At 64.8% G+C, this 24,872-nt stretch carries 28 protein-coding genes, 1 tRNA gene and 1 riboswitch; of the genes, 21 read left to right on the forward strand and 8 right to left on the reverse strand.

Annotation, left to right across the window (positions count from 1 at the left end; genetic code table 11):
* Nucleotides 1-51 precede the first annotated feature (51 nt).
* Both KP010_RS12180 and KP010_RS12185 read left to right on the forward strand, forming a co-directional pair.
* On the forward strand, nucleotides 52-744 hold the full coding sequence (locus tag KP010_RS12180) for a hypothetical protein (protein ID WP_142863102.1): 693 nt from the start codon (nucleotides 52-54) through the stop codon (nucleotides 742-744).
* A gap of 107 nt (nucleotides 745-851) precedes the next feature.
* Nucleotides 852-1,469, forward strand: coding sequence for a hypothetical protein (locus KP010_RS12185; protein ID WP_142863101.1), 618 nt, complete (start codon nucleotides 852-854; stop codon nucleotides 1,467-1,469).
* Nucleotides 1,470-1,503: 34 nt separating this feature from the next.
* Here the strand turns inward: KP010_RS12185 and ruvB are convergent, their stop codons facing one another.
* Together ruvB and KP010_RS12195 are read right to left on the reverse strand one after the other, a co-directional pair.
* Entirely contained in the window at nucleotides 1,504-2,556 is a 1,053-nt protein-coding gene (ruvB, locus tag KP010_RS12190) for a Holliday junction branch migration DNA helicase RuvB (RefSeq protein WP_142863100.1), read from the reverse strand.
* Nucleotides 2,557-2,623: 67 nt separating this feature from the next.
* Complete coding sequence (locus tag KP010_RS12195; protein WP_142863099.1) at nucleotides 2,624-3,421, reverse strand: glucose 1-dehydrogenase; 798 nt, start codon at nucleotides 3,419-3,421, stop codon at nucleotides 2,624-2,626.
* Between the two features lie 95 nt (nucleotides 3,422-3,516).
* Between KP010_RS12195 and KP010_RS12200 the strand changes: the two genes are divergently transcribed.
* Nucleotides 3,517-4,101, forward strand: coding sequence for a Uma2 family endonuclease (locus KP010_RS12200; protein WP_142863098.1), 585 nt, complete (start codon nucleotides 3,517-3,519; stop codon nucleotides 4,099-4,101).
* Nucleotides 4,102-4,104: 3 nt separating this feature from the next.
* Here KP010_RS12200 and KP010_RS12205 read toward each other — a convergent pair whose 3' ends face one another.
* On the reverse strand, nucleotides 4,105-4,743 hold the full coding sequence (locus tag KP010_RS12205) for a transglutaminase-like cysteine peptidase (protein WP_246659855.1): 639 nt from the start codon (nucleotides 4,741-4,743) through the stop codon (nucleotides 4,105-4,107).
* 204 nt (nucleotides 4,744-4,947) lie between these two features.
* Here KP010_RS12205 and KP010_RS12210 point away from each other — a divergent pair, with 204 nt between their 5' ends.
* The 4 genes from KP010_RS12210 to argC all read left to right on the forward strand — a co-directional run bounded on the left by KP010_RS12210 (nucleotide 4,948) and on the right by argC (nucleotide 8,298).
* Entirely contained in the window at nucleotides 4,948-6,162 is a 1,215-nt protein-coding gene (locus KP010_RS12210) for a cupin domain-containing protein (protein ID WP_216280918.1), read from the forward strand.
* Between the two features lie 170 nt (nucleotides 6,163-6,332).
* The gene (gene rplM / locus KP010_RS12215) at nucleotides 6,333-6,812 is read left to right on the forward strand and encodes a 50S ribosomal protein L13 (protein ID WP_142863095.1); all 480 of its coding nucleotides are present in this window, start codon (nucleotides 6,333-6,335) and stop codon (nucleotides 6,810-6,812) included.
* 3 nt (nucleotides 6,813-6,815) lie between these two features.
* Entirely contained in the window at nucleotides 6,816-7,298 is a 483-nt protein-coding gene (gene rpsI / locus KP010_RS12220; protein ID WP_108918323.1) for a 30S ribosomal protein S9, read from the forward strand.
* 85 nt (nucleotides 7,299-7,383) lie between these two features.
* A complete protein-coding gene (argC, locus tag KP010_RS12225; RefSeq protein ID WP_142863094.1) occupies nucleotides 7,384-8,298 on the forward strand; it encodes an N-acetyl-gamma-glutamyl-phosphate reductase in 915 nt (304 codons plus the stop codon).
* A gap of 53 nt (nucleotides 8,299-8,351) precedes the next feature.
* On the opposite strand, the gene KP010_RS12230 is transcribed toward argC, so the two are convergent.
* On the reverse strand, nucleotides 8,352-9,452 hold the full coding sequence (locus KP010_RS12230) for a COX15/CtaA family protein (protein ID WP_142863093.1): 1,101 nt from the start codon (nucleotides 9,450-9,452) through the stop codon (nucleotides 8,352-8,354).
* A 173-nt stretch (nucleotides 9,453-9,625) separates the two neighbouring features.
* Here KP010_RS12230 and KP010_RS12235 point away from each other — a divergent pair, with 173 nt between their 5' ends.
* The 5 genes from KP010_RS12235 (at nucleotide 9,626) to KP010_RS12255 (ending at nucleotide 13,433) form a co-directional block, all read left to right on the forward strand.
* On the forward strand, nucleotides 9,626-10,240 hold the full coding sequence (locus KP010_RS12235) for a MerR family transcriptional regulator (protein WP_142863092.1): 615 nt from the start codon (nucleotides 9,626-9,628) through the stop codon (nucleotides 10,238-10,240).
* Between the two features lie 77 nt (nucleotides 10,241-10,317).
* Nucleotides 10,318-10,395, forward strand: a tRNA-Pro gene (locus KP010_RS12240).
* Between the two features lie 232 nt (nucleotides 10,396-10,627).
* Nucleotides 10,628-11,596, forward strand: coding sequence for a hypothetical protein (locus tag KP010_RS12245; protein WP_142863091.1), 969 nt, complete (start codon nucleotides 10,628-10,630; stop codon nucleotides 11,594-11,596).
* A gap of 307 nt (nucleotides 11,597-11,903) precedes the next feature.
* Nucleotides 11,904-12,215, forward strand: a complete 312-nt coding sequence (locus KP010_RS12250) for a hypothetical protein (RefSeq protein ID WP_108918328.1) — start codon at nucleotides 11,904-11,906, stop codon at nucleotides 12,213-12,215.
* A 126-nt stretch (nucleotides 12,216-12,341) separates the two neighbouring features.
* Nucleotides 12,342-13,433: an Mrp/NBP35 family ATP-binding protein gene (locus tag KP010_RS12255; protein WP_142863090.1), complete on the forward strand. Its 1,092-nt coding sequence runs from the start codon at nucleotides 12,342-12,344 to the stop codon at nucleotides 13,431-13,433.
* A 54-nt stretch (nucleotides 13,434-13,487) separates the two neighbouring features.
* On the opposite strand, the gene KP010_RS12260 is transcribed toward KP010_RS12255, so the two are convergent.
* On the reverse strand, nucleotides 13,488-14,813 hold the full coding sequence (locus KP010_RS12260; RefSeq protein ID WP_142863089.1) for an OmpP1/FadL family transporter: 1,326 nt from the start codon (nucleotides 14,811-14,813) through the stop codon (nucleotides 13,488-13,490).
* Nucleotides 14,814-15,041: 228 nt separating this feature from the next.
* Nucleotides 15,042-15,143: riboswitch (TPP riboswitch) on the forward strand.
* A 71-nt stretch (nucleotides 15,144-15,214) separates the two neighbouring features.
* Between KP010_RS12260 and thiC the strand changes: the two genes are divergently transcribed.
* From thiC to cysG, 9 genes are all read left to right on the forward strand, one after another.
* Nucleotides 15,215-17,047 (forward strand): phosphomethylpyrimidine synthase ThiC, encoded by a 1,833-nt coding sequence (gene thiC / locus KP010_RS12265; protein ID WP_142863088.1) that lies wholly within the window; start codon nucleotides 15,215-15,217, stop codon nucleotides 17,045-17,047.
* A 55-nt stretch (nucleotides 17,048-17,102) separates the two neighbouring features.
* Nucleotides 17,103-18,065: a tetratricopeptide repeat protein gene (locus tag KP010_RS12270; protein WP_216280919.1), complete on the forward strand. Its 963-nt coding sequence runs from the start codon at nucleotides 17,103-17,105 to the stop codon at nucleotides 18,063-18,065.
* A gap of 214 nt (nucleotides 18,066-18,279) precedes the next feature.
* Nucleotides 18,280-18,522 (forward strand): hypothetical protein, encoded by a 243-nt coding sequence (locus KP010_RS12275; protein ID WP_108918333.1) that lies wholly within the window; start codon nucleotides 18,280-18,282, stop codon nucleotides 18,520-18,522.
* Between the two features lie 334 nt (nucleotides 18,523-18,856).
* Nucleotides 18,857-19,399, forward strand: coding sequence for a molybdopterin adenylyltransferase (gene mog, locus KP010_RS12280; RefSeq protein WP_216281513.1), 543 nt, complete (start codon nucleotides 18,857-18,859; stop codon nucleotides 19,397-19,399).
* A 106-nt stretch (nucleotides 19,400-19,505) separates the two neighbouring features.
* Nucleotides 19,506-20,321, forward strand: a complete 816-nt coding sequence (dapB, locus tag KP010_RS12285; RefSeq protein ID WP_166141188.1) for a 4-hydroxy-tetrahydrodipicolinate reductase — start codon at nucleotides 19,506-19,508, stop codon at nucleotides 20,319-20,321.
* 39 nt (nucleotides 20,322-20,360) lie between these two features.
* Nucleotides 20,361-20,981 carry a 2,3-bisphosphoglycerate-dependent phosphoglycerate mutase gene (locus tag KP010_RS12290; RefSeq protein ID WP_108918584.1) on the forward strand — a complete coding sequence of 207 codons (621 nt, stop codon included), beginning with the start codon at nucleotides 20,361-20,363 and terminating at the stop codon, nucleotides 20,979-20,981.
* A gap of 32 nt (nucleotides 20,982-21,013) precedes the next feature.
* On the forward strand, nucleotides 21,014-21,637 hold the full coding sequence (locus tag KP010_RS12295) for an alpha-ketoglutarate-dependent dioxygenase AlkB (RefSeq protein WP_216280920.1): 624 nt from the start codon (nucleotides 21,014-21,016) through the stop codon (nucleotides 21,635-21,637).
* Between the two features lie 166 nt (nucleotides 21,638-21,803).
* Complete coding sequence (locus KP010_RS12300) at nucleotides 21,804-22,202, forward strand: cytochrome c-554 (RefSeq protein WP_216280921.1); 399 nt, start codon at nucleotides 21,804-21,806, stop codon at nucleotides 22,200-22,202.
* Between the two features lie 104 nt (nucleotides 22,203-22,306).
* Nucleotides 22,307-23,713 (forward strand): siroheme synthase CysG, encoded by a 1,407-nt coding sequence (gene cysG / locus KP010_RS12305; protein ID WP_253203612.1) that lies wholly within the window; start codon nucleotides 22,307-22,309, stop codon nucleotides 23,711-23,713.
* 54 nt (nucleotides 23,714-23,767) lie between these two features.
* Here the strand turns inward: cysG and KP010_RS12310 are convergent, their stop codons facing one another.
* The 3 genes from KP010_RS12310 to KP010_RS23300 form a co-directional block, all read right to left on the reverse strand.
* A complete protein-coding gene (locus tag KP010_RS12310; RefSeq protein WP_142863080.1) occupies nucleotides 23,768-24,109 on the reverse strand; it encodes a hypothetical protein in 342 nt (113 codons plus the stop codon).
* 61 nt (nucleotides 24,110-24,170) lie between these two features.
* Entirely contained in the window at nucleotides 24,171-24,455 is a 285-nt protein-coding gene (locus tag KP010_RS12315; protein WP_343219795.1) for a hypothetical protein, read from the reverse strand.
* On the reverse strand, nucleotides 24,398-24,823 hold the full coding sequence (locus KP010_RS23300) for a hypothetical protein (RefSeq protein WP_371824209.1): 426 nt from the start codon (nucleotides 24,821-24,823) through the stop codon (nucleotides 24,398-24,400). Before KP010_RS23300 ends, KP010_RS12315 begins: the two co-directional genes overlap by 58 nt.
* Nucleotides 24,824-24,872: the final 49 nt, after the last annotated feature.

Below are 24,872 nucleotides of genomic sequence, written 5' to 3' on the forward strand. Positions count from 1 at the left end.
CGTCGTCATGCGTTATCGATGGACGTCGACATTGGACAGGAGCCTTGGCGCATGAGATCGAAACTATGTGATGCTGCCTGTGCGGGGCTCGCCATTCTGCTCGCCGCGGCGCCTGCGCGGGCGCGGGCGCCATGGCCGGACGATTTCGTCGGTCGTCTCGAAGCGCTGGCGCTCGTCGAGACGCTGAGCGCGCAAATGCTCGCCACGCGCAGCGCGACGGCGACATTGGAGAAATGGTGCGCCGATCATCATATGGCCGCCGATCCGAAGATCGTCGCCCGCGTCGCGCCGGGCAATCCGACGCCGCCGAGCGCGGAGCAGCGCGAGCGGCTCGGCGTCGGCCCGCAGGAGAAGGTGAAGTATCGCCGTGTCGCGCTCGCCTGCGGCGATCATGTTCTGCTCGAAGCAGACAATTGGTATGTGCCCTCGCGACTGACGCCGGAGATGAACCGCGCGCTGGAGACGACGGATGCGCCCTTCGGCAAGGTGATCGCGCCACTGCGGCCCTTTCGCCGCGTTTTCTCGGCGGAGCGGCGCTGGTCGCCATTGCCGCAGGGATGGGAGGGCAAGACGCGCGCGGCGCTCATGAAGGAGCTGCCGAAAGGAAAGGCGCTCGATACGCCTCATGCGCTGTTCGAGTTCGAGGTCATCGTCCATTCGGGCGGCGGCGAGCCGATCGCGGAAGTGCGCGAGACTTATACGAGCGGCTTGTTGGATTTCGACGCTGCGGCGCGCGAGCGCTGAAAGCGAATCCTCGCTTGGCGAGTGGCATGAAAGAAATTACAATCTCGGAATATTTGAGCATTGTGGCGTAACGCCAACGCAAAAGAGTAAAACGGATTGAGGGTCATATGACGATCAGCGCAGATCAGCACCCGCTTACCAAGACGCAGCACACCGCTGCATGTACTATTATAGCATTATTTTGGGGGATTGGCGTCACATTGATTGACCAACACCCAGAAGTCGGTATTTCACTTTCCTTGTTAGGGATAGCTATAACATTGTGGATGTATGGACGCGATTTTTCCAATATCAAAATCGCGCGCGTGAAAGAGTGGCCCTGGATTGGAATAATTATAATGTCGATCGAAATCGTCGTTCCAGGGTATCTTTTTTATATCACGCATCATGTTGGTATATATCCTGGAATAGGAAATACGGAATCCGTTTCCGGGGAGGCGGTGTCTCCGTTAAATACAAGTAGCCAAACGCCTGCTGATAAAAAAGGGAGCAGTGCAGACTGTCACCCTGGGGCGTTTGCTTGTATCAGGGCGTCTGGGGGTGGAGTTGTTGATGGGATTCACTTTTACGACACAAAATCATGTTTACCTGGGCCATTTCTGGATGTAAAAGGAGACGGTGGAGTTATAAATGATATAACGTCAGACAGATATGCGAGTTTGTGTAAAGAAGACAGTAAAATAGAAAATAAAGGTGCCTCTATTAAAAGAGGCTCGAAAGAGTAAGTTGAAGCTCACCTGCGTCGCAAGGTGCTAATGCTCAGCTTTCCGTCTCACCCTCTTCGTCGAACATTCCGAATTGCGCCGGCGGGCGTGACGGCTCGGCGAGGCCGAGATGGCGGAAGGCGTGCGGCGTCAGCAGACGGCCGCGCGGCGTGCGTTGCAGAAAGCCCTGCTGCAGCAGAAACGGCTCGATGATGTCCTCGATCGCGTCGCGCGGCTCGGAGAGGGCGGCGGCGATCGTCTCTATCCCCACCGGGCCGCCGCCGAAATTGACCGCCACCATTTCGAGATAACGACGGTCCATCACATCGAGCCCGATGCTGTCGACCTCGAGCAGAGCCAGCGAGCGATCGGCGAGCTCGCGCGTCACCTGTCCCGCATTCTCGACAATGGCGAAATCGCGCACGCGGCGCAGCAGGCGGCCGGCGATGCGCGGCGTGCCGCGCGAGCGCCGCGCGATCTCGCGCGCGCCATCCTCGCTCATGGAGACGCCGAGCACGCGCGCGCCGCGCCGCACGATCAGCTCCAATTCTTCCGCCGTGTAGAAATTGAGCCGGATCGGAATGCCGAAACGATCGCGCAGCGGCGTCGTCAGCAGGCCGGCGCGCGTCGTCGCGCCGACGAGGGTGAATTTGGCGAGATCGATCTTCACCGAGCGCGCCGCCGGTCCTTCGCCGATGATGAGATCGAGCTGGAAATCCTCCATGGCCGGATAGAGGATTTCCTCCACCGCCGGATTGAGGCGATGAATCTCGTCGATGAAGAGAACGTCGCGCGGCTCGAGATTGGTGAGCTGCGCCGCGAGATCGCCGGCCTTGGCGATGACCGGGCCGGAGGTGGAGCGGAAATTGACCCCGAGCTCTCGGGCGACGATCTGCGCCATGGTCGTCTTGCCGAGGCCGGGCGGGCCGACCAGCAGCACATGATCGAGCGCCTCGCCGCGCGTCTTGGCCGCCTCGATGAAGATTTTGAGATTCTTGCGCGCCGCCTCCTGGCCGGTGAAATCGCCGAGCGAGAGCGGACGCAGCGAGGCGTCCGGATCGTCGTCGCGCTTTTCGGGCGTCACCAGCCGGCGGGGAGGGGTGGTCAAAGAATCGGGCTCCGGGCGTTTCAGGGACGGCGAGAGCTTTATACCGCGAGCAGGGGATTCGGAACGCCTATCCTGGGCTGGCCGCCGATCCGGCCAGCAGGCCGCCGTCGATGTTCAGCTCGGCTCCGGTGACATAGGTCGCCTCGTCCGAGGCCAGCAGCACGGCGAGCGCCGCGACTTCCTCCGGCCGTCCGAACCGGCGCAGGGGCGTGTCGCGAACGAAGGCCGCCATGCGGGCCTCGCGATCGGGACCGCTTCCGAGCATGGGCTCCCACATCGGCGTCAGTATCGCGGCCGGATGGATCGAGTTGCAGCGGATCGCGAGGCCCTGCGCGGCGCACCATAGAGCGACGGTCTTGGTATGGTTGCGCACCGCCGCCTTGGAGGAGGCGTAAGCGGCGGCGCCCGCAATGCCGACGAGGCCCGATCGCGAGGATATGTTGATGATCGATCCGGTCCCCGCCGGCCGCATCGCGCGGATCGCATGTTTGCAGCCGAGAAACACGCCGTCGAGATTCGTCTCATGCACGGCGCGCCAATCCTCGAGGCGCGCATTTTCCGGGTCATGGGCGGCGGCGCCGGCTTCGAAGCCGGTGATCCCCGCATTATTGACGACGACGTCCAGCCGACCGCGCTCGGAGAGCGCGAGAGCGACGACCTCGCGCCAATCGGCTTCCTCCCGCACGTCGAGACTTGCGTAAGCGGCGCCTTCGCCGAGCGCGGCGGCCGTCGCGCGTCCGTTGTCGTCGTCGATATCGGTCAGATAAACGAAGGCGCCTTCGTCGACGAAGGCCCGGGCGATCGCCGCGCCGATGCCTCGCGCCGCGCCGGTCACGAGCGTTACTTTCTCTTTCAGCCGAGTCATTCGGCGCTCCCGGTTTCAGTCCGTCCGCATGTTCGGCGGCCGAACAGATGCGCGGAATGGGGCGTTATGTTAGAGTGCCGCCAGGAGCCGAGACCATGAGCCGCCCCTCGTCGCAATACGAGTATATGTCCCTCGACGATTTCGAGGAACTGCTCGCCGACAAGCCCACGAATGAAAAGTGGGAGCTGATCGGCGGCCGCGTCGTGCGCATGATGGTGGGCGCGCGATGGGAGCATAATTACATCATCCAGAACCTTTCCTCCGGCATTCGTGAGAGGCTGAGGGCGAATGGCTCGTCGTGCCGGACATTAACCGAGAGCTTCCGGCTGCGTGACGCCCCTATGGATTCGTCCATGCTGCCCGATGTGATCGTGCATTGCCGTCCGCTCGAGCCCGGCGCGACGTCGCTGAACGATCCGACGGTCCTCGTCGAGGTCATGTCCGAGGGCAGCAAGGCGCGCGACCGTTTCGAGAAATGGGCCGTCTATCAGAAGCTGCCGAGCTTGCGTCATTACGTGCTGGTCGAGCGCGATCGGGCGCATATAGAGACCTTCGATCGGGCGGGCGCGGACTGGGCCGGCGTGCAGATTCTCGACGGGCTCGAGGCGGAGCTGAATTTGCCGGCGATCGGCGTGAGCGTGCCGCTCGCGGAAATCTATCGGGATGTGATCACGGCCTGAGCCTCAACGCGCGCCCACGCGCCGGCGCGGCTCGATCGTCACCCACACATTCGGGTCTTCCTGCGACTGGCGCTTGACGAAGCGATAGACGGTCGCGTCCCAGGGCTTCACCTCGTCGGTGAGATTGTCGAGGATGAAATCGCCGCGGCTGGTGCGCGCGGTCAGAATGGCGTGGCCCTGGTCGTTCTTGTCGCGCACGATCGTCATCAGCAGAGCCTGGCGCGGAAAGCCCATCTCCATCAGCAGCCGGCGCTTTTCCAGCGCATAGATTTTGCAGTCGCCCTTGCCGTCGACGGGATAGTCCCAATGATCGGCGATCGTGCCCCAATGCTCGAGGTTCGAAAGCGGCTCGATCGCGGCGTTCACCGCGCGATTGATCTCGTTCAGCCGCGCCCAGGCCTCGCGCGAGAGCTCTATGTCCGCGGCGGGGAGGATCGATTGGCGGCATTCCTGCGGCTGGCGGCCGCAAAAATCCATCCAGCCATAGGGAATGGAGGTCGGCTCGCCGGTGACGACGAAGCTCGCGCGCGGAATCTCGGGCCCGGCGACGGAGCCGTGGAATTCCGCTTTCGCGGCGGAGCCGCCGAAGAGGACGAGCGCCAAAGAGACGCGCAAAGAGACACGAGCGAGAAAATCTGCCACGCCGACCCCCGGACCGCCCGGCGAGGAGGTGGGACGCCTCGCCATCGGAGCCGAGAATGCGCGCGGCTCTTTTGCCCGTCCGCCAATTCGAATGCTCGGATTTTATCGATCGCGCGCTTTTTCGCGGCGACGTTGACCCTGGCCCCGCCGGCGCAATCTGAGAGGCGCAGCCGCCTTCCCTCGCTTCAGCGGAGAAAGACCCAGATGGCCACGGCAAAGAAACCCGAGACGAGCGCCGGACGCCCCATCCCCTCTTTCGGCAATCCCGATCTTCCGCCGCAGGGCGCGATCAATGCGCGGAATAAAGCGAGCCTCACCGATCCCGGCCCGCGCAGCGAGCCGCTCGGCGCTCAATTCCCTTCGGCGCAGTTTCCGCCGCCCACCGACGTCAGCGACATGCCCATGTTCTGGGCGTCGTTCAACAATGCGCCCAAGCGCGTGCAGAACGGCGGTTGGGCGCGGCAGGTCACGCAATATGATTTCGCCATCGCCGAGGAGATTTCCGGCGTCGATATGCGGCTGACGGCGGGTGGAATAAGGGAGATGCATTGGCACCTCGCCGCCGAATGGGGCTATGTCTCCTATGGCTCCTGCCGCGTCACCGTGCTCGACGATCAGGGCCGCGCCTATGTCTCCGATGTGAAGGAGGGGGACATTTGGTATTTCCCCGCGGGCCAGCCGCATTCATTGCAGGGGCTGGGGCCGGACGGCTGCGAGTTCCTGCTCTGCTTCGACGACGGCAAGGCCACCGAATACAACACCTTGCTCGTGACCGATTGGATCGCCCACACGCCGCCGGAAATTCTCGCCGCCAATTTCGGCCTGCCGGCCGAGACTTTCGCCAATATACCGCTCAACCAGCTCTATATTTTCCAAGGTGAGGTTCCCGGTCCCCTGGCCGCCGATCAAGCCTCTTCGGCGCAAGGGGAGGGAGCGCCGCCCTATCCCTACACATTCTCGCTGAAAGGCAGCGCCGCCGCCAAAAAGACCAAGGGCGGCGAGGTGCGCGTCGCCGACAGCGACAATTTCAAGGTCTCGTCCACCATAGCGGCGGCGCTGGTCACGCTCGCGCCGGGCGCGCTGCGCGAGATGCATTGGCACCCCAATGGCGACGAATGGCAATATTGGATCAAAGGCCATGGCCGCATGACGTTGTTCGACGCCGGGCCCAAGGCGGTGACGCAGGATTTCCACGCCGGCGACATAGGCTATGTGAAGCGCGCCCATGGGCATTACGTGCAGAATGTCGGCGACACGGAGCTGCAGTTTTTGGAGGTGTTCCGCGCCGCGCATTTCCGCGACGTCTCGCTGGTCGACTGGCTCACCCATACGCCGCCGGCCATGGTCGCCCAGCATTTGAACATAGACGAGACGACCATCGCGAAATTCCCGCGCGGCAAGCCCATCGTCATGCCGTGAGGTCGCCACGAGATCGCAGGTATCATAATACCTATGCGGTCTATCGCCGGGAAATGCTGGCTTTTCGGGCGCTCTCGGGCGCCCGATTCCGTTTGACAGGGGCGGCGCGGTCGCTTATCACGCAGCGATCCCACGGGTGCAGACCCGAGAAGAACGGAAATAGCTCTCCCATGTTTGGCAAGACCTATTCGGCGAAGCCCGCCGAAGTGCAGAAGAAATGGGTGCTGATCGACGCCAAGGGCCTCGTCGTCGGCCGCCTCGCCAGCCTCATCGCGCTGCGTCTGCGCGGCAAGCACAAGGCGACCTTCACCCCCCATGTCGACGACGGCGACAACATCATCGTCGTGAACGCCGACAAGGTGATCCTCACCGGCCGCAAGCGCGACCAGAAGGTCTACCATCATCACACGGGCTTCCCGGGCGGCATCAAGGAGCGCTCGGCCAAGTTCATCCTCGAGGGCCGCTTCCCGGAGCGCGTCGTCGAGAAGGCCGTGCAGCGTATGCTGCCGCGCGGCCCGCTCGGCCGCAAGCAGCTCGGCAATCTGCGCGTCTACAAGGGGCCGGAACATCCGCATGTCGCTCAGACGCCCGAGCCGCTGGACGTCGCCGCCCTCAATCCCAAGAACGCCCGCAACGGCAAGAGCGCATAACCCATGGCCGAGACCACTCTTTCCTCTCTCTCCGAGCTCAATCAGGCTTCGGTCGCCATTGCGTCCGACGCGCCGAAATATGAGCAGAAGCTCGACAAATACGGCCGCGCCTACGCCACCGGCAAGCGCAAGAACGCCGTCGCCCGCGTGTGGATCAAGCCCGGCACGGGCAAGATCACCGTCAACGGCCGCGACGTCGCCGTCTATTTCGCGCGTCCGGTGCTGCGCATGATCCTGCAGCAGCCGCTCGGCGTCGCCAATCGCGTCGACCAGTACGATCTCGTCGTCACGGTGGCGGGCGGCGGCCTCTCCGGCCAGGCCGGCGCCGTGCGTCATGGTCTTGCAAAGGCGCTCACCCATTATGAGCCGGAGCTCCGCACCGCGCTGAAGCGCGAGGGCTTCTTAACCCGCGACTCGCGCGTGGTCGAGCGTAAGAAATACGGCAAGCGCAAAGCCCGCCGCAGCTTCCAGTTCTCGAAGCGCTGATTATCTCTCGATCGGCGATACGGGCGACAAAGGGCGGCGCGAGCCGCCCTTTTTATTTGTCTCACGGGAATCGGAACCAAGACCAATGGCGAAAATCTTCATCGACGGCGACAGCGGCACCACGGGCCTCGAGATCCGCGAGAAGCTCGCGGATGCGAAGAATCTGGAACTCGTCTCCATCGCGCCGGAGCTGCGCAAGGAGGTCTCCGCCAAGCGTGACATTCTCGCGCGCGTCGATGTCGCCATTCTCTGCCTGCCGGACGCCGCGGCCAAGGAGACGGTGGCGCTCGCCGATGAATTGGGCGAGGCCGGCCCGCGCATTCTCGACGCCTCCACCGCGCATCGCGTCGCGCCCGGCTGGACCTATGGTTTTCCCGAGCTCGCGCGCGGCCAGGCGGAGGCGATCCGCAAGGCGCGGCGCGTCGCCAATCCCGGCTGCTACGCCACGGGCGCGATCGCGCTGCTGCGCCCGCTCGTCGACGCGGGGCTGATCGCCGCGCAGGATGCGCTGACGATCAACGCCGTCTCCGGCTATTCCGGCGGCGGCAAGCAGATGATCGAGGCCTATGAGAAGGGCGAGGCGCCGGCCTTCGAGCTGTACGGCCTCACGCTCGAGCATAAGCATTTGCCGGAGATCGCCGTCTATTCGCGGCTCGCCGCGCCGCCGCTGTTCGTGCCGTCCGTGGGCAATTTCAGGCAGGGAATGCTGGTCTCCATTCCGCTCCGGCTCGACGCGCTCGCCGCGCGGCCCCGTGCGGTCGATCTCGAGGCGGCGCTGGCGCGGCACTATGCGGGCGCGACCTATGTGAGAGTCGTGCCCGCGCCCAAGTCCGGCCGTCTCGATCCGCTCGCATTGAACGGAACCGATGATCTCGAAATCTTCGTCTTCGCCCGCGAGGAGAGCCGCCATGCGCTGCTCGTCGCGCGGCTCGACAATCTGGGCAAAGGTGCGTCCAGCGCCGCCGTGCAGAATCTGGCGCTGATGCTGTCGGAGGCGTGAGCTGACCTCATTCGACCGCGCCGGGCGATCGGCGCGGTTTGAATGTTCGACGTTTAGTCGTCGTCTGCCGGGGCCTCGGCCGTGTGCAGGCGACGCGCATGAACCGTCGCCACTGCCAGCACGCCCATCGCCAGCGCTTGATGCGCTAGGCCGGCCCAGAGCGGCACGACGAGCAGAAGCGTCGCAACGCCGAGCGCGACTTGCGCGCTCACATGGCCGAACAAGAGCCCGGCGCCGCGCGCGGCGCGTCCGCCCGCCGCGGCGGAGGCGTCGATGAAGTGAAACAGCGACAGCGCGAGAATGACATAAGCGATCATGCGATGATCGAATTGCACCAGCGCGACATTATCGACGAGATTGCTCCACCAGGGCGAGAGCCGCAGCAGCTCTTCCGACGGCGGAATGAAATGATCGTCCATCAGCGGCCAAGTGTTATAGGCGTAGCCGGCGCGCAGCCCCGCGACCAGCGCGCCCGCGCCGATCTGCAAAAACACGAGAATGAGCAGCAGAGTCGCGAAAAATGAGAGCCGCCGGCGCCCGCTCGCGACGATGATGCGCGTCCCATAGCCGAGCCCGCCCGCCACCCACAGACAGGCGGAGAAGATGAAGGCGGCGAGCAGCAGATGAATGGCGAGCCGCTCCTGCGCCACCTCGACGCGATCGACGAGGCCGGAGGACACCATCCACCAGCCGACGCCGCCCTGCAGCGCGCCGAGCGCCAAAATGCCGATGAGCTTCGGCTTCACGCTTTTCGGCAGGCGTCCGCGCAGCCAGAACCAGGCCAGCGGAACGGCGAAAGCGAAGCCGATGATGCGGCCGAGCAGACGATGGCTCCACTCCCAGGCGAAGATCGTCTTGAATTGCGCGAGCTCCATGTTCGGGAACATCTCGCGATACTGCGGGATCTGCTTGTAATCCTCGAAGGCGGCTGACCATTGCGCCTCCGAGAGCGGAGGAAGAACGCCCGTTATCGGCTTCCATTGCGTGATGGAGAGGCCCGATTCGGTGAGCCGCGTCGCGCCGCCCACCACCACCATAGCGAAGACCAGCGCTGCGATGATCAGCAGCCACAGCCGGACGTCGGTCGCGCTCTCCTCGCTCGGCGGCGCGACGATGGCGGGCGTGGGAGCAGGAAATTGGATCCAGTCGGTCATGGGGCGGCTCGATGTGAGAGGCTCTCGCGCGCCAATTAAGGGAAGCCGCGCGCCCTTGTCCACGGGGCCGCGGGACCGAAACGCCGAGGGCGAGAATTTTCCGGCTGAAAAACGCCACGCCAGAGAGGAAAATAGAAGCGCGCGAATCGTCGCGCGGGCAGGGAGCGGAGATTTTGACCGGCAAGACCGACGGCGCCTTTCGCACGATCGGCGAGGTCGCGGAGAGCCTCGACCTTCCGCCCCATGTGCTGCGCTTTTGGGAGACGCGCTTTTCCGAGATCGAGCCGGTCAAGCGCGCCGGCGGACGGCGCTATTACCGGCCGCGCGACGTCGAGCTGGTCGCTGCGATCCGCCATCTGCTCTATGGCCGCGGCTATACGATCAAAGGCGTGCAGCGTCTGCTGCGCGAGCAGGGCGTGCGCGCCGTGATCGAGAGCGCCCGCGGCTCCGGCGCCGGGCGCGCCGAGCGCGAGCCCGATTTCGAGGAGCGTCCGGATCCGTCGCTCTTCGCTTTCGCCGAATCCTCGGCGCGGTCGGAGCCCCCGCCCGAAATCCATGATCCGGAAATTCACGAGCGGGAAATTCGCGGCGCGGCGGAAGCGCGGGGAGCGTCGACCTCTCTGGTCGCGCTCGCGCCGCGCGAGCCGTCGCCCGTGCTGACGCTGCCGGCCGTTCGCCTCGCGGAAACGCCGGTCGGCGGCTTGCGGCCGCAGGACGAGCGGCTATTGCGGCAGGCTCTGGCCGATCTCGCCGAATGCCGCCGCATGTTGGAGCTGACGCGGCGGTGAATGGCGGTGAATTCCTCGCCTCTTCTGCGCGGTCATGCGTTGCCAGCGGCTTCGCCGGCCTCTATAAGGGCGGCCATCGGAGTGTAGCGCAGCCCGGTTAGCGCACTTGTCTGGGGGACAAGGGGTCGTGGGTTCGAATCCCGCCACTCCGACCATTTAACTATAAGATTTCGATGTTACTACCGCTCGTTTCAGAGCTGCGACGCTTCGGGTCGTCGCTCGCCGACGCGCCGGCGGATGGCCGGCCGCTCGCTCCTGCGCGACGCTGGAATCTGTATCGAAGCGCCTTCGCTCGGGCGTCGAACAGCGGCGGATGCTTGCATTCGGCTTCGCTCACGCTACTCTTCCGCGCGTTGGGCGAGCAGTCATATTCTCGAAAGCCGTTTTATGACGTCGAATATTGCGGATCACCGAAAATGGCTCAAAGAGCGGACCATCGGCAGCCTCACGAGATTTTCGAAGTGGCGCAAAGGCATAAAGATCGGTCTCGTGATCGGCGGCGGCTTCATCGCGGCCATAATGGGGGCCTCGGCCAATCTCGTCGAAGCCGACCACAAATGGCTCTTGTATAGTTTTCAGATATTCGGCGGCGTTTTGGTTCTCGTCGGCGGCGGCGTGCTGGAAATCGTCGACGAAGGCGCGGCCGATGCGATAGAGCGCGCCGACGCGCTCGCCGATCTCGTCGATGAGAGAGATCGGCAGATCGCCGATCTCGGTGTCGATTTCGAGTGGTTTACGCGACTCTATTCGACGGCCGCCGCGCTGCGTGAGGTCGTGGAAAGCGTCCTCGTCGCCGGCGCCGGAGACGAAGACGAGCAGCGCCGACGATTCGGCATGATGCTGGACATCGTCGTATCCGAAAAGGACATCCTCTTCGGAATGAACGCCGATCGTTGGAACTTCGCGATCTATATCTATTCTTTTCAAAGAGAGCTTCTGCAATGCGCCGTCTGCCGCAGGCCGATGCGCGTCGAGGAGATGGCCCCGCATCGATCCTGGAAACCGGGCGAGGGGCATGTCGGAATAGCTTTTCAGACGCGTCGAGAAATCGTCGCCGGCGATACGTCGGAGCCGGAGGCGAGGGCCTTGTTCGACGGTCCGGACCCGAATCGGCGCGAGGAAGACCTCGCAAGATATCGCTCGATCGCTTCCATTCCCATCGGGGTGAGCGCGGATGAAATCATCGGGGTCGTCGTCGTGACCAGCGATGTGCCCGGCCGGTTCTGGATTCGGCGAGGTGAGGACGAGCGGGCGAGCGATCCGGTCGAGCCGTTGCGGATTCTCGCGAACGCCCTTGCCATGGTCGCGAAAATTGCCGATCTTCAATGCGAGCGAACAGAGGCGATCGAGTCATGAAGAAACCATTGGCTCAGAATTGGCCGAAGCCGGACCTGGAAACACTCGACCGGGAAATCGGGAGCAGGATGCATCGGCTTTCGGCCGGCCGGGCGAGCGCGCAGGACGCCAGCGAGGCGAGCAAGCTCATTCGTGACCGCGCCGACTTCATGATGCCCGGGATTTTCCAGCGATCGAGCACAGGCGGACAGAAAAAGAAGGCGGGCTGAAAAGGCGCCGGGCGGCTCGGCGGCTGCGCCAGGGTTGATTATCTCCCGCCGCGCGCGAGTTCGTTACGGTCGTTAACCGTGGACGAAAGGCGCAGCCCATGTCCGAGACGCTCATCAATCTCATCATCCAGCTCTTCGCCGGCGCGGCCGGCGGCTCAGGCGTCGCCAAGGCCAATAAGAATTTCGATCTCGGCCCCATCGCCAACGCCATTGTCGGCGCGCTCGGCGGCGCGGGCGGTGGCTCCATACTCACCTCGCTCGTTCCGGCGCTGGCCGGCGCGGCGGGCAATGGCGGCTTCGATATCGCCGTCTTCGCCGGACAGCTCGTCGGCGGCGGCGTGTCGGGCGCGATCGTCACCGCCATCGTCGGCCTCATCCGCAACGCTCTCGTTCAGAAGCAGCGGGCGTGACGCCGCTTCGCGCGGACCCGTAGACGCATCGGCCGAATATCGGCATACCGATTGCGTAGAACGCTTCCAAAAGACGCCCTCCTCGCGAGGGCGTCGGATGCGGGTTCGTGCGAAAGGGCGAAGACAGTGGCCGATGAAGCATCAGTCTTGAAAGCGCTGGAGAGCGTCGCCGGTCCAGACGGCAAATCGATTGTCGCGGCCGGCCTCGTCAGCGGAGTCAATGTGTCGGGGGCCAAGGCCTTCGTCTCGCTCACCGGCGATCCGGCGCGGGCCAAGGAGCTCGAGGTGCTGCGCGTCGCCGTGGAGGGCGCCGTGAAGACAGTGCCGGGGATAGAGTCGGCGATCGTGACGCTGACCGCCGAGCGGGCGCCGGCGCCGGCCGCGCCGCCGCCGGGTCAGGCGCCGCAGCGCAAGACGATCGCCGCGATCGAGAAGATCAAATATATCGTGGCCGTTTCCTCGGGCAAAGGCGGCGTCGGAAAATCGACAACCTCCGCCAATCTGGCGCTCGGCCTCGCGGCGCAGGGCTGGCGCGTCGGCCTTCTGGACGCCGATATCTACGGCCCCTCGGCGCCGCGGCTGTTCGGCCTCAAGGGCCAGCCGGAAGTCGTCGGCAATAAGATGATTCCGCTCGAGGCCTATGGGCTCAAGATCATGTCCATCGGCTTTCTGGTCGAGGAGGATGTGCCCATGGTCTGGCGCGGGCCGATGGTGGCGCAGGCGCTCGGGCAGATGCTCGGCGAGGTCGCCTGGGGCGAGCTGGACGCGCTCGTCGTCGACATGCCGCCCGGCACCGGCGACGCGCAGCTGACCATGGCGCAGCAAGTGCCGCTCGCCGGCGCGGTGGTCGTCTCGACGCCGCAGGATCTGGCGCTGATCGACGCGCGCCGCGGCGTGGCCATGTTCCAGAAGGTCTCGACGCCCATTCTCGGCATCATCGAGAATATGAGCTATTTCCTCTGCCCGCATTGCGGCGGCCGCACCGACATCTTCTCGCATGGCGGAGCGCGGCAGGACGCGGAGGCGCTGGGCGTGCCTTTCCTCGGCGAGGTGCCGCTCGATCTCGCCATCCGCCAGACCTCGGACGCCGGCACGCCGGTCGTGGCCTCCGCGCCGGACGGGCCTCATGCGGCGATCTACAAGGAACTCGCCGCCAAGGTGAAGAATTTGCTGGAAACGCAGTCGCGCAAGGCGCCGCCGAAAATCGTCGTCGGCTGATCGCCCGAACAGAGGCTCCGTCCGCTGAGGTGGCGGAGCCTCGCGAGCCCCCCGTCAGAGATGGGTCGGGATGAAGGAATCGTCGCCGAGGTCGAACTTGTAGTTCCAGCCGATGGAGACTTCGGTTCCGCGGAGCCAGAGATTGACATTGGCGGCCTGATTATAGGCGCCGAAGGGCGTCGATGGCGTCTGCGGTAGAGCCTCGCGCCCGCGGACGCTGTTCTTGAAGCCATAGACGAAGGCGAGATCGATCGTCGAATTCTTTGTGATGGCGTAGCTCAGGCCGGCGCTCGCATGATGCGCATTGATGATCGGCGCGAGCAGGTTGAGGGTCACGCTGTCCGTCGGGATCGGATTGGTCGCATAATGATAGCCGAGGCGCAGGGCGAGGCCGGGCTGGACGCGCCATTCGACGCCGAAGGATGCCGAATCCGTGTCCTTCCAGCCGAAGCCGGGGCCATTCGAAGAGCCGAGGGTCCGGTAGAGGACCGGGAAGCTCGGATTGCTCACCGAGGAGACGCCCGAATAGAAGATATGGCGCCAATCGGCCATCACGGTGAGGTCGGGAGTCACGTCATAGGCGACGCCGGCGACGAGCGACGCCGGAATGTCGAAACGGCCGCTATCGGCGAAAAGCCCCGCATATTTGGCGAAGCGCGTCATGAACATCGGCGTCGAGGCGGCCGCGCCGATACGAAACTGATCGGTCACGCGCCATTGCATACCGAAGCGGACGCCGCCGCCGAAGGACCAGTCGTAGCCATTGTCGGACAGGCGATACATGTCGCTCGAATAGGGCGAGAAGGATTTGAGGCCCTGGAGATTGATCATCTGCACCGCGAGCGTCGGCGCTATGCCGATCGCCAGCGAGCCGAATTTCTGCGCATAGGCGAAGCTGGTGAAAGACTGTTCCAGATTGACGCCGGCGTAGCCGCCGCCGAAGGGGCCGCCCATCGGCGGGTGATAATGGCCGAAATCGAAAGAAGTGGCGATGCCGCCATTGCCGTAGGAGGCCGTGCCCCAGGACGAATTGGCGTCGATCGGCGAGACATAGGCGCTGTTCGGCACCGGGAAGATCGGCCGTCCGCTGCGAATGTCGCCGGGCGCCACCACTTTGGGCAGGCCTTCGGTCGAATAGCCCCGCTCCGGCATGACGGCGCTTATGCCCAGATGCATCTGGCGCTCGAGATCGACGATGCCGGCCGGGTTGACGGAAAGCGCCATGGACTCGCGCGAATCGGCGACGCCGGCGCCGCCCAGCGCCTTTTGGCGCGGACCATAGCCGATCAGAAAATAGCCGTCCGCGGCGAGCGCCGGAGTCGCGAGCGAGGCTGTGAGAGCCGCCGTCGAGACGAGATTACGCCAGGAATATCCGCTCATTTATCGCCCCGCCCCAGATCGGTCGCCGTTCACACGCCATTTAGCAGCACTCGGCAACCCCGGCGGCGTTCGTATCCCACGACTCACTATTGTTTTAGACCCTATCAGAGCGAGGGGCTCGCGACAGCGCTATCGCCCGGACGCCCGTGAATATTTCGGGGCCTGTCACGTTTTTGCCACAGCCGCGGCCTGCGGGCTTGCCGCGATACGAGGCCGCGGATAAAATTGGCCGATGGCGAGGGGCGCCGCTCCGCTGAGGAGAGGCTGAGAAGCACCCATCGAACCTGATCCGGGTAATGCCGGCGCGAGGGAAGGCCAGCAGGACGCGTCATCCGATTTTTCGGAGCGGCGCGCCCGACTTCGTCGCCCGCCGCCCATCCGTCCAAGCAGGGAGCGCGACGATGAACGTGCAGGACAAACGCCCCACGACTCCTGAGAGCGTGACCACCGGGCCGATCGGCGCCTCGCGCAAGCTCTATTCCTCCCCGCGCGGCCGCGCGGATATTCGCGTCCCCGTGCGTGAAATCGCCCTTCATCCATCCGCCGGCGCCGCGCCTTTGCGCGTCTACGATCCTTCCGGCCCCTATAGCTGCGCCGGTTTCACGTCCGATCTTTCGGCCGGCCTGCCGGCGGCGCGCCGCTGGCTCGAGAGCCGTGCCGGGCTCGAGGCCTATGACGGCCGCGCGGTGAGGCCGGAGGACAATGGCTTCGTCGGCGAGGATCGGCTGGTTCCGCCTTGTCCCGCGCCGCGCGCCATCCGCCGCGCCGCCGGCTCGGCGCCGGCGACGCAGCTCGAATTCGCGCGCGCCGGCATCGTCACCGAGGAGATGATCTATGTCGCGCATCGCGAGAATCTCTGCCGCGAGCGCGCCTTTGCGCAGGCGGCGGAGCGGATCGAGGCGGGGGAGGGCTTCGGCGCCGCGGTCCCGGCTTTCGTGACGCCGGAATTCGTCCGCGAGGAGATCGCCCGCGGGCGCGCCATCATCCCCGCCAACATCAATCATCCGGAAGCCGAGCCGATGATCATCGGCCGCAATTTCCTGGTGAAGGTGAACGCCAATATCGGCAATTCGGCTATCACCTCCTCGGTCGCCGAGGAGGTGGAGAAGATGGTGTGGGCGATCCGCTGGGGCGCCGATACGGTGATGGATCTCTCCACCGGCCGCAATATCCATAATATTCGCGACTGGATCATCCGCAATTCGCCCGTGCCGATCGGCACAGTGCCGATCTATCAGGCGCTGGAGAAGGTGGGCGGCGACGCCACCAAGCTCGATTGGGAAGTGTTCAAGGACACGTTGATCGAGCAGGCGGAGCAGGGCGTCGATTACTTCACCATTCACGCCGGCGTGCGCCTCGCCCATGTGCCGCTCACAGCCGATCGCGTCACCGGCATCGTCTCGCGCGGCGGCTCGATCATGGCGCGCTGGTGCTTGTCGCGTCATTCGGAGAGCTTCCTCTATGAGCGCTTCGACGAGATTTGCGACATCATGCGCCGCTATGACGTCTCCTTCTCGCTCGGCGACGGATTGCGCCCCGGCTGCATTGCCGACGCCAATGACGCGGCGCAATTCGCCGAGCTGGAGACGCTCGGCGAATTGACGAAAATCGCCTGGGACAAGGGCTGCCAGGTGATGATCGAAGGCCCCGGCCATGTGCCGATGCACAAGATCAAAGTGAATATGGAAAAGCAGCTGCGCGATTGCGGCGAGGCGCCGTTCTACACGCTCGGGCCGCTCGTCACCGACATAGCGCCCGGCTATGATCACATCACTTCCGCCATCGGCGCCGCGATGATCGGCTGGTTCGGCACCGCTATGCTCTGCTATGTGACGCCCAAGGAGCATCTCGGCCTGCCGGATCGCGAGGATGTGAAGACCGGCGTCATCACTTATCGCATCGCGGCTCATGCGGCCGATCTCGCCAAGGGCCATCCCGCGGCGCAGGAACGCGACGACGCCATGAGCCGGGCGCGTTTCGATTTCCGCTGGGAGGATCAGTTCGACATCGGGCTCGATCCCGACACGGCGCGCCGCTATCACGACGAGACCCTGCCCAAGGAGGCGCATAAGCTCGCGCATTTCTGCTCCATGTGCGGGCCGAAATTCTGCTCCATGCAGATCACGCGCGATCTGCGCGAGGAGGCAGCCGCCATCGCCGAGCGCGACAAGGGCTTCGCCGAGAAGAGCGCGGAGTTTCTCGAGAAAGGCGCAAAAATCTACGTGGCGGAATGAGCTTGTCGCGCGCTTCGTTCGATTCTACGGTCGCGGCGGCGGGCGGCGTTTCGACATGCGACTTGTTGTCATTCTTTTCCTCGTGATCTTCTCGGCGCCTGCCGGCGCGGATGTCGGCATGGGGGACGCCGCCGCAGCGGCGTTGGCGGCGAAAGCCGCGCGAGACGACGCGGCGTCGCTGGCCGCTTTGGAGCGGGCCGCAGAGGGCGGCGACGTCGACGCGCAGTTTCGACTCGGCGCTCTTTATCTCGAGAGCGGGCCTCGGCAGAATTTCTCCGAGGCGATGAGATGGTTTCGGCGAGCGTCCGATCAGGGGGATGCGGTCGCGGCCTATGATATTGGCGTTCTCTATCTGCAGGGGAACGGAGTCGATCCGAACGACGAGGCCGCCGCCGAATGGTTCTTTCTCGCCTGGGCAAGAGGAAGCGTCGATGCGCGATACAATCTGGCGCAAATGTGCGCGCGAGGACGCGGCGTCGCCTGTGATCGTCGTGATCCGATCAATTGGCTCGTAGAGGCCGCAGAGCGCGGACATTTGGGCGCGCAAAGAGATTTGGGCAGACGTTACTATGAGGGCGACGGCGTCGCGCGCGATGGCGTGAAAGCGCGGAAATGGCTGGGCGAAGCCGCCTCGCGCGACGATGCGCACGCGCTGAACACGCTCGGCGTGATGATGGCGACCGGCGATGGAGGCGCGCGAGATTCCCGAGCGGCCTGCGCGATTTTCGAGAAAGCGGCGAAGCAAGGCCTGGACGCCGCGCAATATAATTACGGCAATTGCCTTTTCAGCGGAACGATGGGACCAAAAGACGCGTTCGCCGCCGTCGAATGGTTCCGCCGGGCGGCGGAGCAAGGCTACGCCCAGGCGCAGTTCAATCTCGGCGTCGCTTATCGAAACGGGGATGGCGTCGCGCGCGACGAGAGGCTCGCGCTCACCTGGATCGAAGAGGCGGCGAAGCGCGGTCATGAACCGGCGAAGGAATATCTTCGTGGATCGAGCGTCGCCCCGCCGCGATAGAGAGGCGCGCCAAATCCGAGGCGCCCAAAGTCTCATGCTGCATTGCAAAAACAGCGGCCGGCCGCGCGCGTCTCGCTCTGTTCACATCGGCGCCAAAGAACTGTCAATTACATTGACAGGCGCAGCGAAAACAGCCTATTTGCCCGCGGGACGATGCGCCCTGTAACAAAATAAGGGACAAATGCTCCCTGCGTCCAAAAGAGGGAAACGGCAAATGAACATTCGCGCCATTGTGACGGCCGCTGCTCTGTCGCTCGGCATGGTCGGTCCGGTTTTCGCCGGTTGCGACATCAAGGATGAAGATGCGAAGGGCGTCTGCGTCGACAAGTGCTTCTTCGAATATGTCTCCATCAAGAATCGCTTCTCGTCGACCCCCGCTTCCATCGAGAAGGCGAAGTCCGACAAGGACGCCTGCTACACGAAGTGCGGCTGCGAGCCGGCTTCGGTGAAGGAATAATCCATATCGAATCGACGCGAATTCGGCGGGAGCGTCTCCCGCTGCCGCGATCGTGACGCCGCCGGGCGCGCGATATTTCGCGCGCCCAGGACGGCGTCCATCGTCTCGGACCCTGTCGAGCGGATTTTTAGAGTCCATCTGGACATCGCATCGATCGGCCGTCGCGCGTCGATGTTCGAGCATCTCATAAATCGCTGCATCACAGCCGATGTCGCGATGGACGGCCGCCCCCTCCCAATTCGAAACGAGCGCAATTCGAAACGAGCGCCGCGCCCCGTCACAATCGATGGAGCTTTCGATTGTCTCGCGTCCCGGAGCCGCTATTGTGCGGGGCATGACAGAAAAGCAGGAAGCCGTCATCGGCGTCGTCACCGCCTCCGACCGCGCCAGCGCCGGCGTCTATGAGGACATCAGCGGACCGGCCATCGCCGCCTATTTCGAGAAGGTGCTGACGACGCCCTTCCGCATCGAGCGGCGGCTCATCCCCGATGGTTTCGAGAGCGTGCGCGACACGCTCATCGAACTCGCCGACAATATCGGCTGCGACCTCGTCGTCACCACGGGCGGGACAGGACCCTCTCCCCGCGATCTGACGCCGGAGGCGACGCTGGCCGCGGCGCCGCGCGAATTGCCCGGCTTCGGCGAGCTGATGCGCAAAGTGTCGCTGGCGCAGACGCCGACGGCCATTCTCTCGCGGCAATTGGCCGCGCATCGCGGCAAATGCCTCGTCATCAACCTGCCCGGAAAGCCGGCCGCCATAGAGCTGTGCCTCGACGCCGTGATGCCGGCCGTGCCCTATTGTCTCGATCTCATCGGCGCGGCCTATATAGAGACCGATCCGGCGCGCGTCGTCGCCTTCCGCCCGAAAGGCAAATAGCCGCCCGATCGGGTGGGGCGTCTCCCCTTCTCTTTCGCGCATCGGGGCTGTATAGACTGGCCGCCGGCCCGAGTGAGGCCGCGCGGATTCAAGGGGGGCGAGCGTCATGAGCGATGTGCGGCTGGTCGTCGTCGGCGCCGCCGGCCGCATGGGCCGGATGCTGATCGCCGCCGCCGGCGAGACGAAAGGGGTCGCGCTGACCGGAGCGGTCGTGTCGCCCAATTCGCTCGTCCTCGGAGAGGACGCCGGCCTGCTGGTCGGGCGGCCCGCCAATGGCGTGCGGCTCTCAGCCGATGCGGCGGCCGCGCTGGCGACCGCCGATGTGGCCATTGATTTTTCCACTCCGGCGACGACAGTGGCGGCGGCCGGCCTCGCTGCGGCGCAGGGCGTCGCCCATGTCATCGGCACGACCGGCTTTTCGAGCGACGATCTCGCTGCGCTCGCCGTGGCGGCCGAGCGCGTTCCCGTGGTGCGCTCCGGCAATATGAGCCTCGGCGTCAATCTTCTTGCCGTGCTGGTGGAGCGCGCCGCCAAGGCGCTCGGCCCGGCGTGGGACATAGAAATCGTCGAAATGCACCACCGCATGAAGGTGGACGCCCCTTCCGGCACGGCGCTGCTTCTGGGCGAGGCGGCGGCGCGGGGGCGGGAGGTTTCCCTCGCCGAGCATAGCGCCCGCGCCCGCGACGGGCTCACCGGCGCGCGCCGCGAGGGCGACATAGGCTTCGCCTCGCTGCGCGGCGGCACTGTGGTGGGCGAGCATTCGGTGATTTTCGCCGGGGCGGGGGAGCGCATCGAGCTCGCCCATCGCGCCGAGGATCGCGGCATTTTCGCGCGCGGCGCCATCGCCGCCGCTCTTTGGACGCGAGGCCGGCCGGCCGGCCTCTATTCCATGGCCGATGTGCTCGGCCTCGCCGGCGCCTGAGCGCGCGCCGCATCGTTCGATTCGAGGGACATAGCCCGCATGGACCGTATTCTCGTCCTCCTCCGCCATGGCGAAAGCGAGTGGAACGCCAAGAACCTGTTCACGGGCTGGAAGAATCCCGATCTGACCCCCAAGGGGATCGACGAGGCGCGGCGGTCCGGACGCGAGCTCAAGCGCATGGATCTGCGCTTCAACATCGGCTTCACCTCGCTGCTGCTGCGCGCGCAGCATACGCTCGATCTCGTCTTTCAGGAGCTCGGGCAGAAGGATGTGCCGGTCATTCGCAGCCGCTCGCTGAACGAGCGCCATTACGGCGACCTCTCCGGCCTCAACAAGGACGAGGCGCGCCAGCAATGGGGGGAGGAGCAGGTGCGGCTGTGGCGGCGCTCCTATGACGTCGCGCCGCCCGGCGGCGAGAGCCTCAAGGATACGGTGGCGCGCGTGCTGCCCTTCTACTGCCAGGAGATTTTGCCGCGCGCCATGCGCGGCGAGCGCGTGCTGGTCGCCGCGCATGGCAATTCGCTGCGCGCGCTGGCCATGGTGCTCGATCGGCTGACGCCCGAATCTGTGTCTTCGCTCGAGATCGCTACCGGCGTGCCGATCGTCTATCGGCTCAATTCCGATTCGACCGTCGCGACCAAGGAAGTGCTCGACCGGTGACGCGCGGCCGCTCCGCGTCCGAGGGAGCGATCATGGCGGAGATGGAGCCGGGCGTTCGCCTCTATCGCGGCTATTTCGACGAGGCCGCGCAGACGGCGCTGCTGCGCGAATTGGAGAGCGTGATCGCCGCCGCGCCTTTTTTCACGGCGACCATGCCACGCACGGGACAGCCCTTCTCCGTGCGCATGACCAATTGCGGTCCGCTCGGCTGGCTCAGCGATCAGTCGCGCGGCTATCGCTATGAGGCGCGCCATCCCGAAACCGGCGCGCCATGGCCGCCCATGCCGCAAATGCTGCTCGACGCCTGGGCCGCGCTCGCCGATCATCCGCGTCCGCCACAGGCCTGCCTCGTCAATTTCTATGCGCCGGATGCGCGAATGGGACTGCATCAGGATCGCGACGAGGCCGATTTTTCGGCGCCGATCCTCTCGGTTTCTCTCGGCGCCGATTGCCGATTTCGTCTCGGTGGCGCGAGGCGCTCCGATTCGTCGCGCGTCTTCGCGCTGTCGTCGGGCGATGTGCTGACGCTGGGCGGACCGGCGCGGCTGCGCTTTCACGGCGTCGATCGGCTGCTGCCGGAACTCGCGTCGAAGCTCGCCTCGCCGCTCTTTTCCGCGGGCGGACGCATAAATCTGACGCTGCGCCGCGTTACATAATGAGATTTCACGCTGCGTTCAGCGAGCGGAGCATATTGTCACCAATAGCGCTCCGATATAGTTTCCCGGCCGCGGGATGAACGATCGGCGCTGGCGTCACGCCTGGGGCCGGCAAAACCAAGATAGTCGGTTCCCAGGGGACGACGCTTCGAGGAAAGGAACGAGGATGCATATCATTTCCAAACTGGCGCTCGCTGCGAGCGTCGCTTTCGTCGCCACGGCCGGCCAGGCGATCGCCGCCGGCGATCCCGCGGCGGGCGAGAAGGTCTTCAACAAGTGCAAGGCCTGCCACCAAGTCGGCGAGACGGCGAAGAACGCCGTCGCTCCCGAGCTCAACGGCATCAACGGCCGCAAGGCCGCCGCGGTCGAGGGCTACACCTATTCCGACGCGCTCAAGGGCTCCGGCATCACCTGGGACGAGGCCGCCTTCAAGGAGTTCGTCAAAAATCCGAAGGCCAAGGTTCCCGGCACGAAGATGGTGTTCCCGGGCCTCGCCTCCGAGGCGGACCAGGACAATGTCTGGGCCTATCTCAGCCAGTTCGGCGCGGACGGCAAGAAGAAGTAATCCGAACCTTTCGTTCGGTTGGCGAAAGCGGCCCTCGCGGGCCGCTTTTTCTTTTGCCGGATAGGGGCTAAATGCCCTCGTGACAGTGTGGAGAGAGAGCCGAGTTGACGCGCAAGCCAGACGAAGTCCCCGCCGAGCTGATGCAGGAGCTCGCGACCCTGCCGGTGTTCTACGCGCTCGAAGGGCGGCGCGTCGTCGTCGCCGGCGGCTCCGATGGCGCAGCGTGGAAGGCGGACCTCGCCGCCGCGGCTGGCGCGCAGGTCGATGTCTTCGCGGCGGAGCCTTGTCCACGCCTGAAGGCGGTCGCCGCGGCGCGGCCGCATCTCACGCTGATCGTGCGCGGCTGGCGTGCCGATGATCTCGCCGGCGCGGCCATGGCGCTCGCCGTCATCGAGGACGACGCCGAGGCGCAAGCGTTCCGCTGCGCCGCCAAGGCGCATGGCGTTCCCGTCAATCTCACCGATCGGCCGGCGCTCAGCGATTTTCTGATGGGCGCCATCGTCAATCGCTCTCCGCTCGTGATCGGCGTCTCGACCAGCGGCGCAGCGCCGGCTTTCGCACAGGCGGTGCGCGCCCGCGTCGAGACGCTGATTCCGGCGAGCTTCTCCGCCTGGACGAAAGCGGCGCGCGCCTTTCGTCCGCGCGTGATGGCTTCCGGCCTCGATTTTTTCGCGCGCCGCGATTTCTGGCGGCGTTTTACGCGCGAGGCTTTCGCGCGCATCGAACATGCGCCGCAGGACAGCGACATCGACGCTCTGCTCGAGGAGACGCGCCGCGCCGACGAAGCTTCCGCGCGGGGCCGCGTCACACTGGTCGGCGCCGGGCCGGGCGATCCCGAGTTGCTGACGCTGAAAGGGTTGCGCGCGCTCGTCGGCGCCGATGTCGTTCTCTTCGACGATCTGGTGCCCGCCGCCGTGCTCGATCTCGCGAGGCGCGAGGCGGTGCGCATCAATGTCGGCAAGCGCGGCTATGCGCCTTCGGTGAAGCAGGAGGAGATCACCGCGCTGCTGGTGAAGCTCGCCAAGGAAGGCAAGAATGTCGTGCGCCTCAAGGGCGGCGATCCGATGATCTTCGGCCGCGCCAATGAGGAGATCCACGCCATTCGCGCCGCCGGCCTCGAGGCGGAGATCGTGCCCGGCGTGACGGCGGCGCTGGCGGCCGCGGCGGCGCTCGAAGTCTCGCTCACCAATCGCGACACGGCGCGCCGCGTGCAATTCGTCACCGCGCATACGAGCGACGGCAAATTCCCCGAGGACATAGATTGGCGCGCGCTCGCCGACCGCCGCGCGACGACGGCGGTCTATATGGGCAATCGCACGCTTCCCGCTCTGTCGAAGCGCCTGCTCGAGGAAGGGATGGACCCTGCGACGCCGGCTTTTCTCGTCGAGCGCGCCAGCACGCCGCAGCAGCGCATCATCGCCGGCACGATCGGCGATCTGCCGCAGCGCGTCGCGCAGGAGACGCTCGAAGGACCTTGCCTCGTGCTGATCGGCGCGACGCTGCGCGGGTGACGGAAATGACTTACGGACGGTCTTCGCATCCGAAGACTCGTCCGCATTTTAACACTACGCACGATACAGAACGCCGTCGCGGCCGGAAAACTGGACCATCATCACCTCTGCGTTCACGAAGAGGCCAGCAGGGGCGCGCGATACGGTCCATCCGACGCGGTCGTCGTTTCTGTCCGACGAAAAATCTGACGATTGAACGATTTCTCTGAACTCGAGCTTGTTTTCAGCGTGTCTCAGCTCGATAAATGTTCTTGTCGCGGTAATGGCGTCACGGTCGTCTCTGATACGAATTGCGTCGTCGCATCGGTAGAGATCATTTACGGTGAGATAGTAAATCGACAATAGGCCAGCCGCCGTCAAAGCAGCTATCGAGAAAGCGATCTTCGACCTCATCATCGCAGTTCCTTCATCGCATGTGCCATTCGCGCAATCATGATGGCCGATGGCGGCTGAGCGTCTAATATTTGAACGACAATGTCGCCGAGACTGAGCGCGGCTCGCCGCGATAGAGCGCGCCGCTGGATGTGAAATTCGGCCGATCGGTGAGATTGCTCGCGCTCACATCGAGCTTCCAATGCTCGTCGAAACGATAGCCGAGCGAGGCGCCGAGCATCTGCTGCGGCGCGAGGGTGAAGCCATAGACATTGGGCAGCGTCGCCTCCGCCGCGCTGGCGTAATAATAGCTCACGCCCAGCTCCAATCCGCGCAGCGCATCCCATTCCGGCTTGTAGTCGAGGCTGATGCTGAAGACGCGGCGCGGGGCGCCGAGGAGATCGCTGTCGGCCTGCGAAGGAACATTGGAGTCCTTGACGACGACGGCGTGCAGAAAAGTGGCTGCGCCACGTCTTGCGTGCTGAAGCCATGCGCGGCGCCGTCGAACAGAGTGAGCCCGCCGGGAAAGCCGCGCATCACGAAGCCCGGCGAATAGCCGGAATCGGCGACCGACGCATTGACGAAGACGCCCGCGACGTCCTTGCCGAGACTCTTCGCCTTGGGCGCGCCGCTGTTCTTGGCGTCGTCTCGCGCGCGCGCCTGCGCGGTAGCGCTATCTTCCGTCTGCTCTTCGCCGAGAGCGAGCGCCGGTAGCGCGAAGACCGAAATCATCGCCATGTCGCGCAGGCTTCGACGCAGACGATAGGATGAAAGCGCGTTCGACAGC

Source organism: Methylosinus sp. KRF6 (assembly GCF_018887255.1).
Lineage (GTDB): Bacteria > Pseudomonadota > Alphaproteobacteria > Rhizobiales > Beijerinckiaceae > Methylosinus > Methylosinus sporium.

What these genes read in the sequence shown, in the direction of transcription:
- KP010_RS12180 (WP_142863102.1), top strand. Translation starts at nt 52, where the DNA reads ATGAGATCGAAACTATGTGATGCTGCCTGTGCGGGGCTCGCCATTCTG.
- KP010_RS12185 (WP_142863101.1), top strand. Translation starts at nt 852, where the DNA reads ATGACGATCAGCGCAGATCAGCACCCGCTTACCAAGACGCAGCACACC.
- KP010_RS12195 (WP_142863099.1), bottom strand. Translation starts at nt 3,421, where the DNA reads ATGACTCGGCTGAAAGAGAAAGTAACGCTCGTGACCGGCGCGGCGCGA.
- KP010_RS12200 (WP_142863098.1), top strand. Translation starts at nt 3,517, where the DNA reads ATGAGCCGCCCCTCGTCGCAATACGAGTATATGTCCCTCGACGATTTC.
- KP010_RS12210 (WP_216280918.1), top strand. Translation starts at nt 4,948, where the DNA reads ATGGCCACGGCAAAGAAACCCGAGACGAGCGCCGGACGCCCCATCCCC.
- rplM (WP_142863095.1), top strand. Translation starts at nt 6,333, where the DNA reads ATGTTTGGCAAGACCTATTCGGCGAAGCCCGCCGAAGTGCAGAAGAAA.
- rpsI (WP_108918323.1), top strand. Translation starts at nt 6,816, where the DNA reads ATGGCCGAGACCACTCTTTCCTCTCTCTCCGAGCTCAATCAGGCTTCG.
- argC (WP_142863094.1), top strand. Translation starts at nt 7,384, where the DNA reads ATGGCGAAAATCTTCATCGACGGCGACAGCGGCACCACGGGCCTCGAG.
- KP010_RS12230 (WP_142863093.1), bottom strand. Translation starts at nt 9,452, where the DNA reads ATGACCGACTGGATCCAATTTCCTGCTCCCACGCCCGCCATCGTCGCG.
- KP010_RS12245 (WP_142863091.1), top strand. Translation starts at nt 10,628, where the DNA reads ATGACGTCGAATATTGCGGATCACCGAAAATGGCTCAAAGAGCGGACC.
- KP010_RS12250 (WP_108918328.1), top strand. Translation starts at nt 11,904, where the DNA reads ATGTCCGAGACGCTCATCAATCTCATCATCCAGCTCTTCGCCGGCGCG.
- KP010_RS12260 (WP_142863089.1), bottom strand. Translation starts at nt 14,813, where the DNA reads ATGAGCGGATATTCCTGGCGTAATCTCGTCTCGACGGCGGCTCTCACA.
- thiC (WP_142863088.1), top strand. Translation starts at nt 15,215, where the DNA reads ATGAACGTGCAGGACAAACGCCCCACGACTCCTGAGAGCGTGACCACC.
- KP010_RS12270 (WP_216280919.1), top strand. Translation starts at nt 17,103, where the DNA reads ATGCGACTTGTTGTCATTCTTTTCCTCGTGATCTTCTCGGCGCCTGCC.
- KP010_RS12275 (WP_108918333.1), top strand. Translation starts at nt 18,280, where the DNA reads ATGAACATTCGCGCCATTGTGACGGCCGCTGCTCTGTCGCTCGGCATG.
- mog (WP_216281513.1), top strand. Translation starts at nt 18,857, where the DNA reads ATGACAGAAAAGCAGGAAGCCGTCATCGGCGTCGTCACCGCCTCCGAC.
- dapB (WP_166141188.1), top strand. Translation starts at nt 19,506, where the DNA reads ATGAGCGATGTGCGGCTGGTCGTCGTCGGCGCCGCCGGCCGCATGGGC.
- KP010_RS12290 (WP_108918584.1), top strand. Translation starts at nt 20,361, where the DNA reads ATGGACCGTATTCTCGTCCTCCTCCGCCATGGCGAAAGCGAGTGGAAC.
- KP010_RS12295 (WP_216280920.1), top strand. Translation starts at nt 21,014, where the DNA reads ATGGCGGAGATGGAGCCGGGCGTTCGCCTCTATCGCGGCTATTTCGAC.
- KP010_RS12300 (WP_216280921.1), top strand. Translation starts at nt 21,804, where the DNA reads ATGCATATCATTTCCAAACTGGCGCTCGCTGCGAGCGTCGCTTTCGTC.
- KP010_RS12310 (WP_142863080.1), bottom strand. Translation starts at nt 24,109, where the DNA reads ATGATGAGGTCGAAGATCGCTTTCTCGATAGCTGCTTTGACGGCGGCT.
- KP010_RS23300 (WP_371824209.1), bottom strand. Translation starts at nt 24,823, where the DNA reads ATGGCGATGATTTCGGTCTTCGCGCTACCGGCGCTCGCTCTCGGCGAA.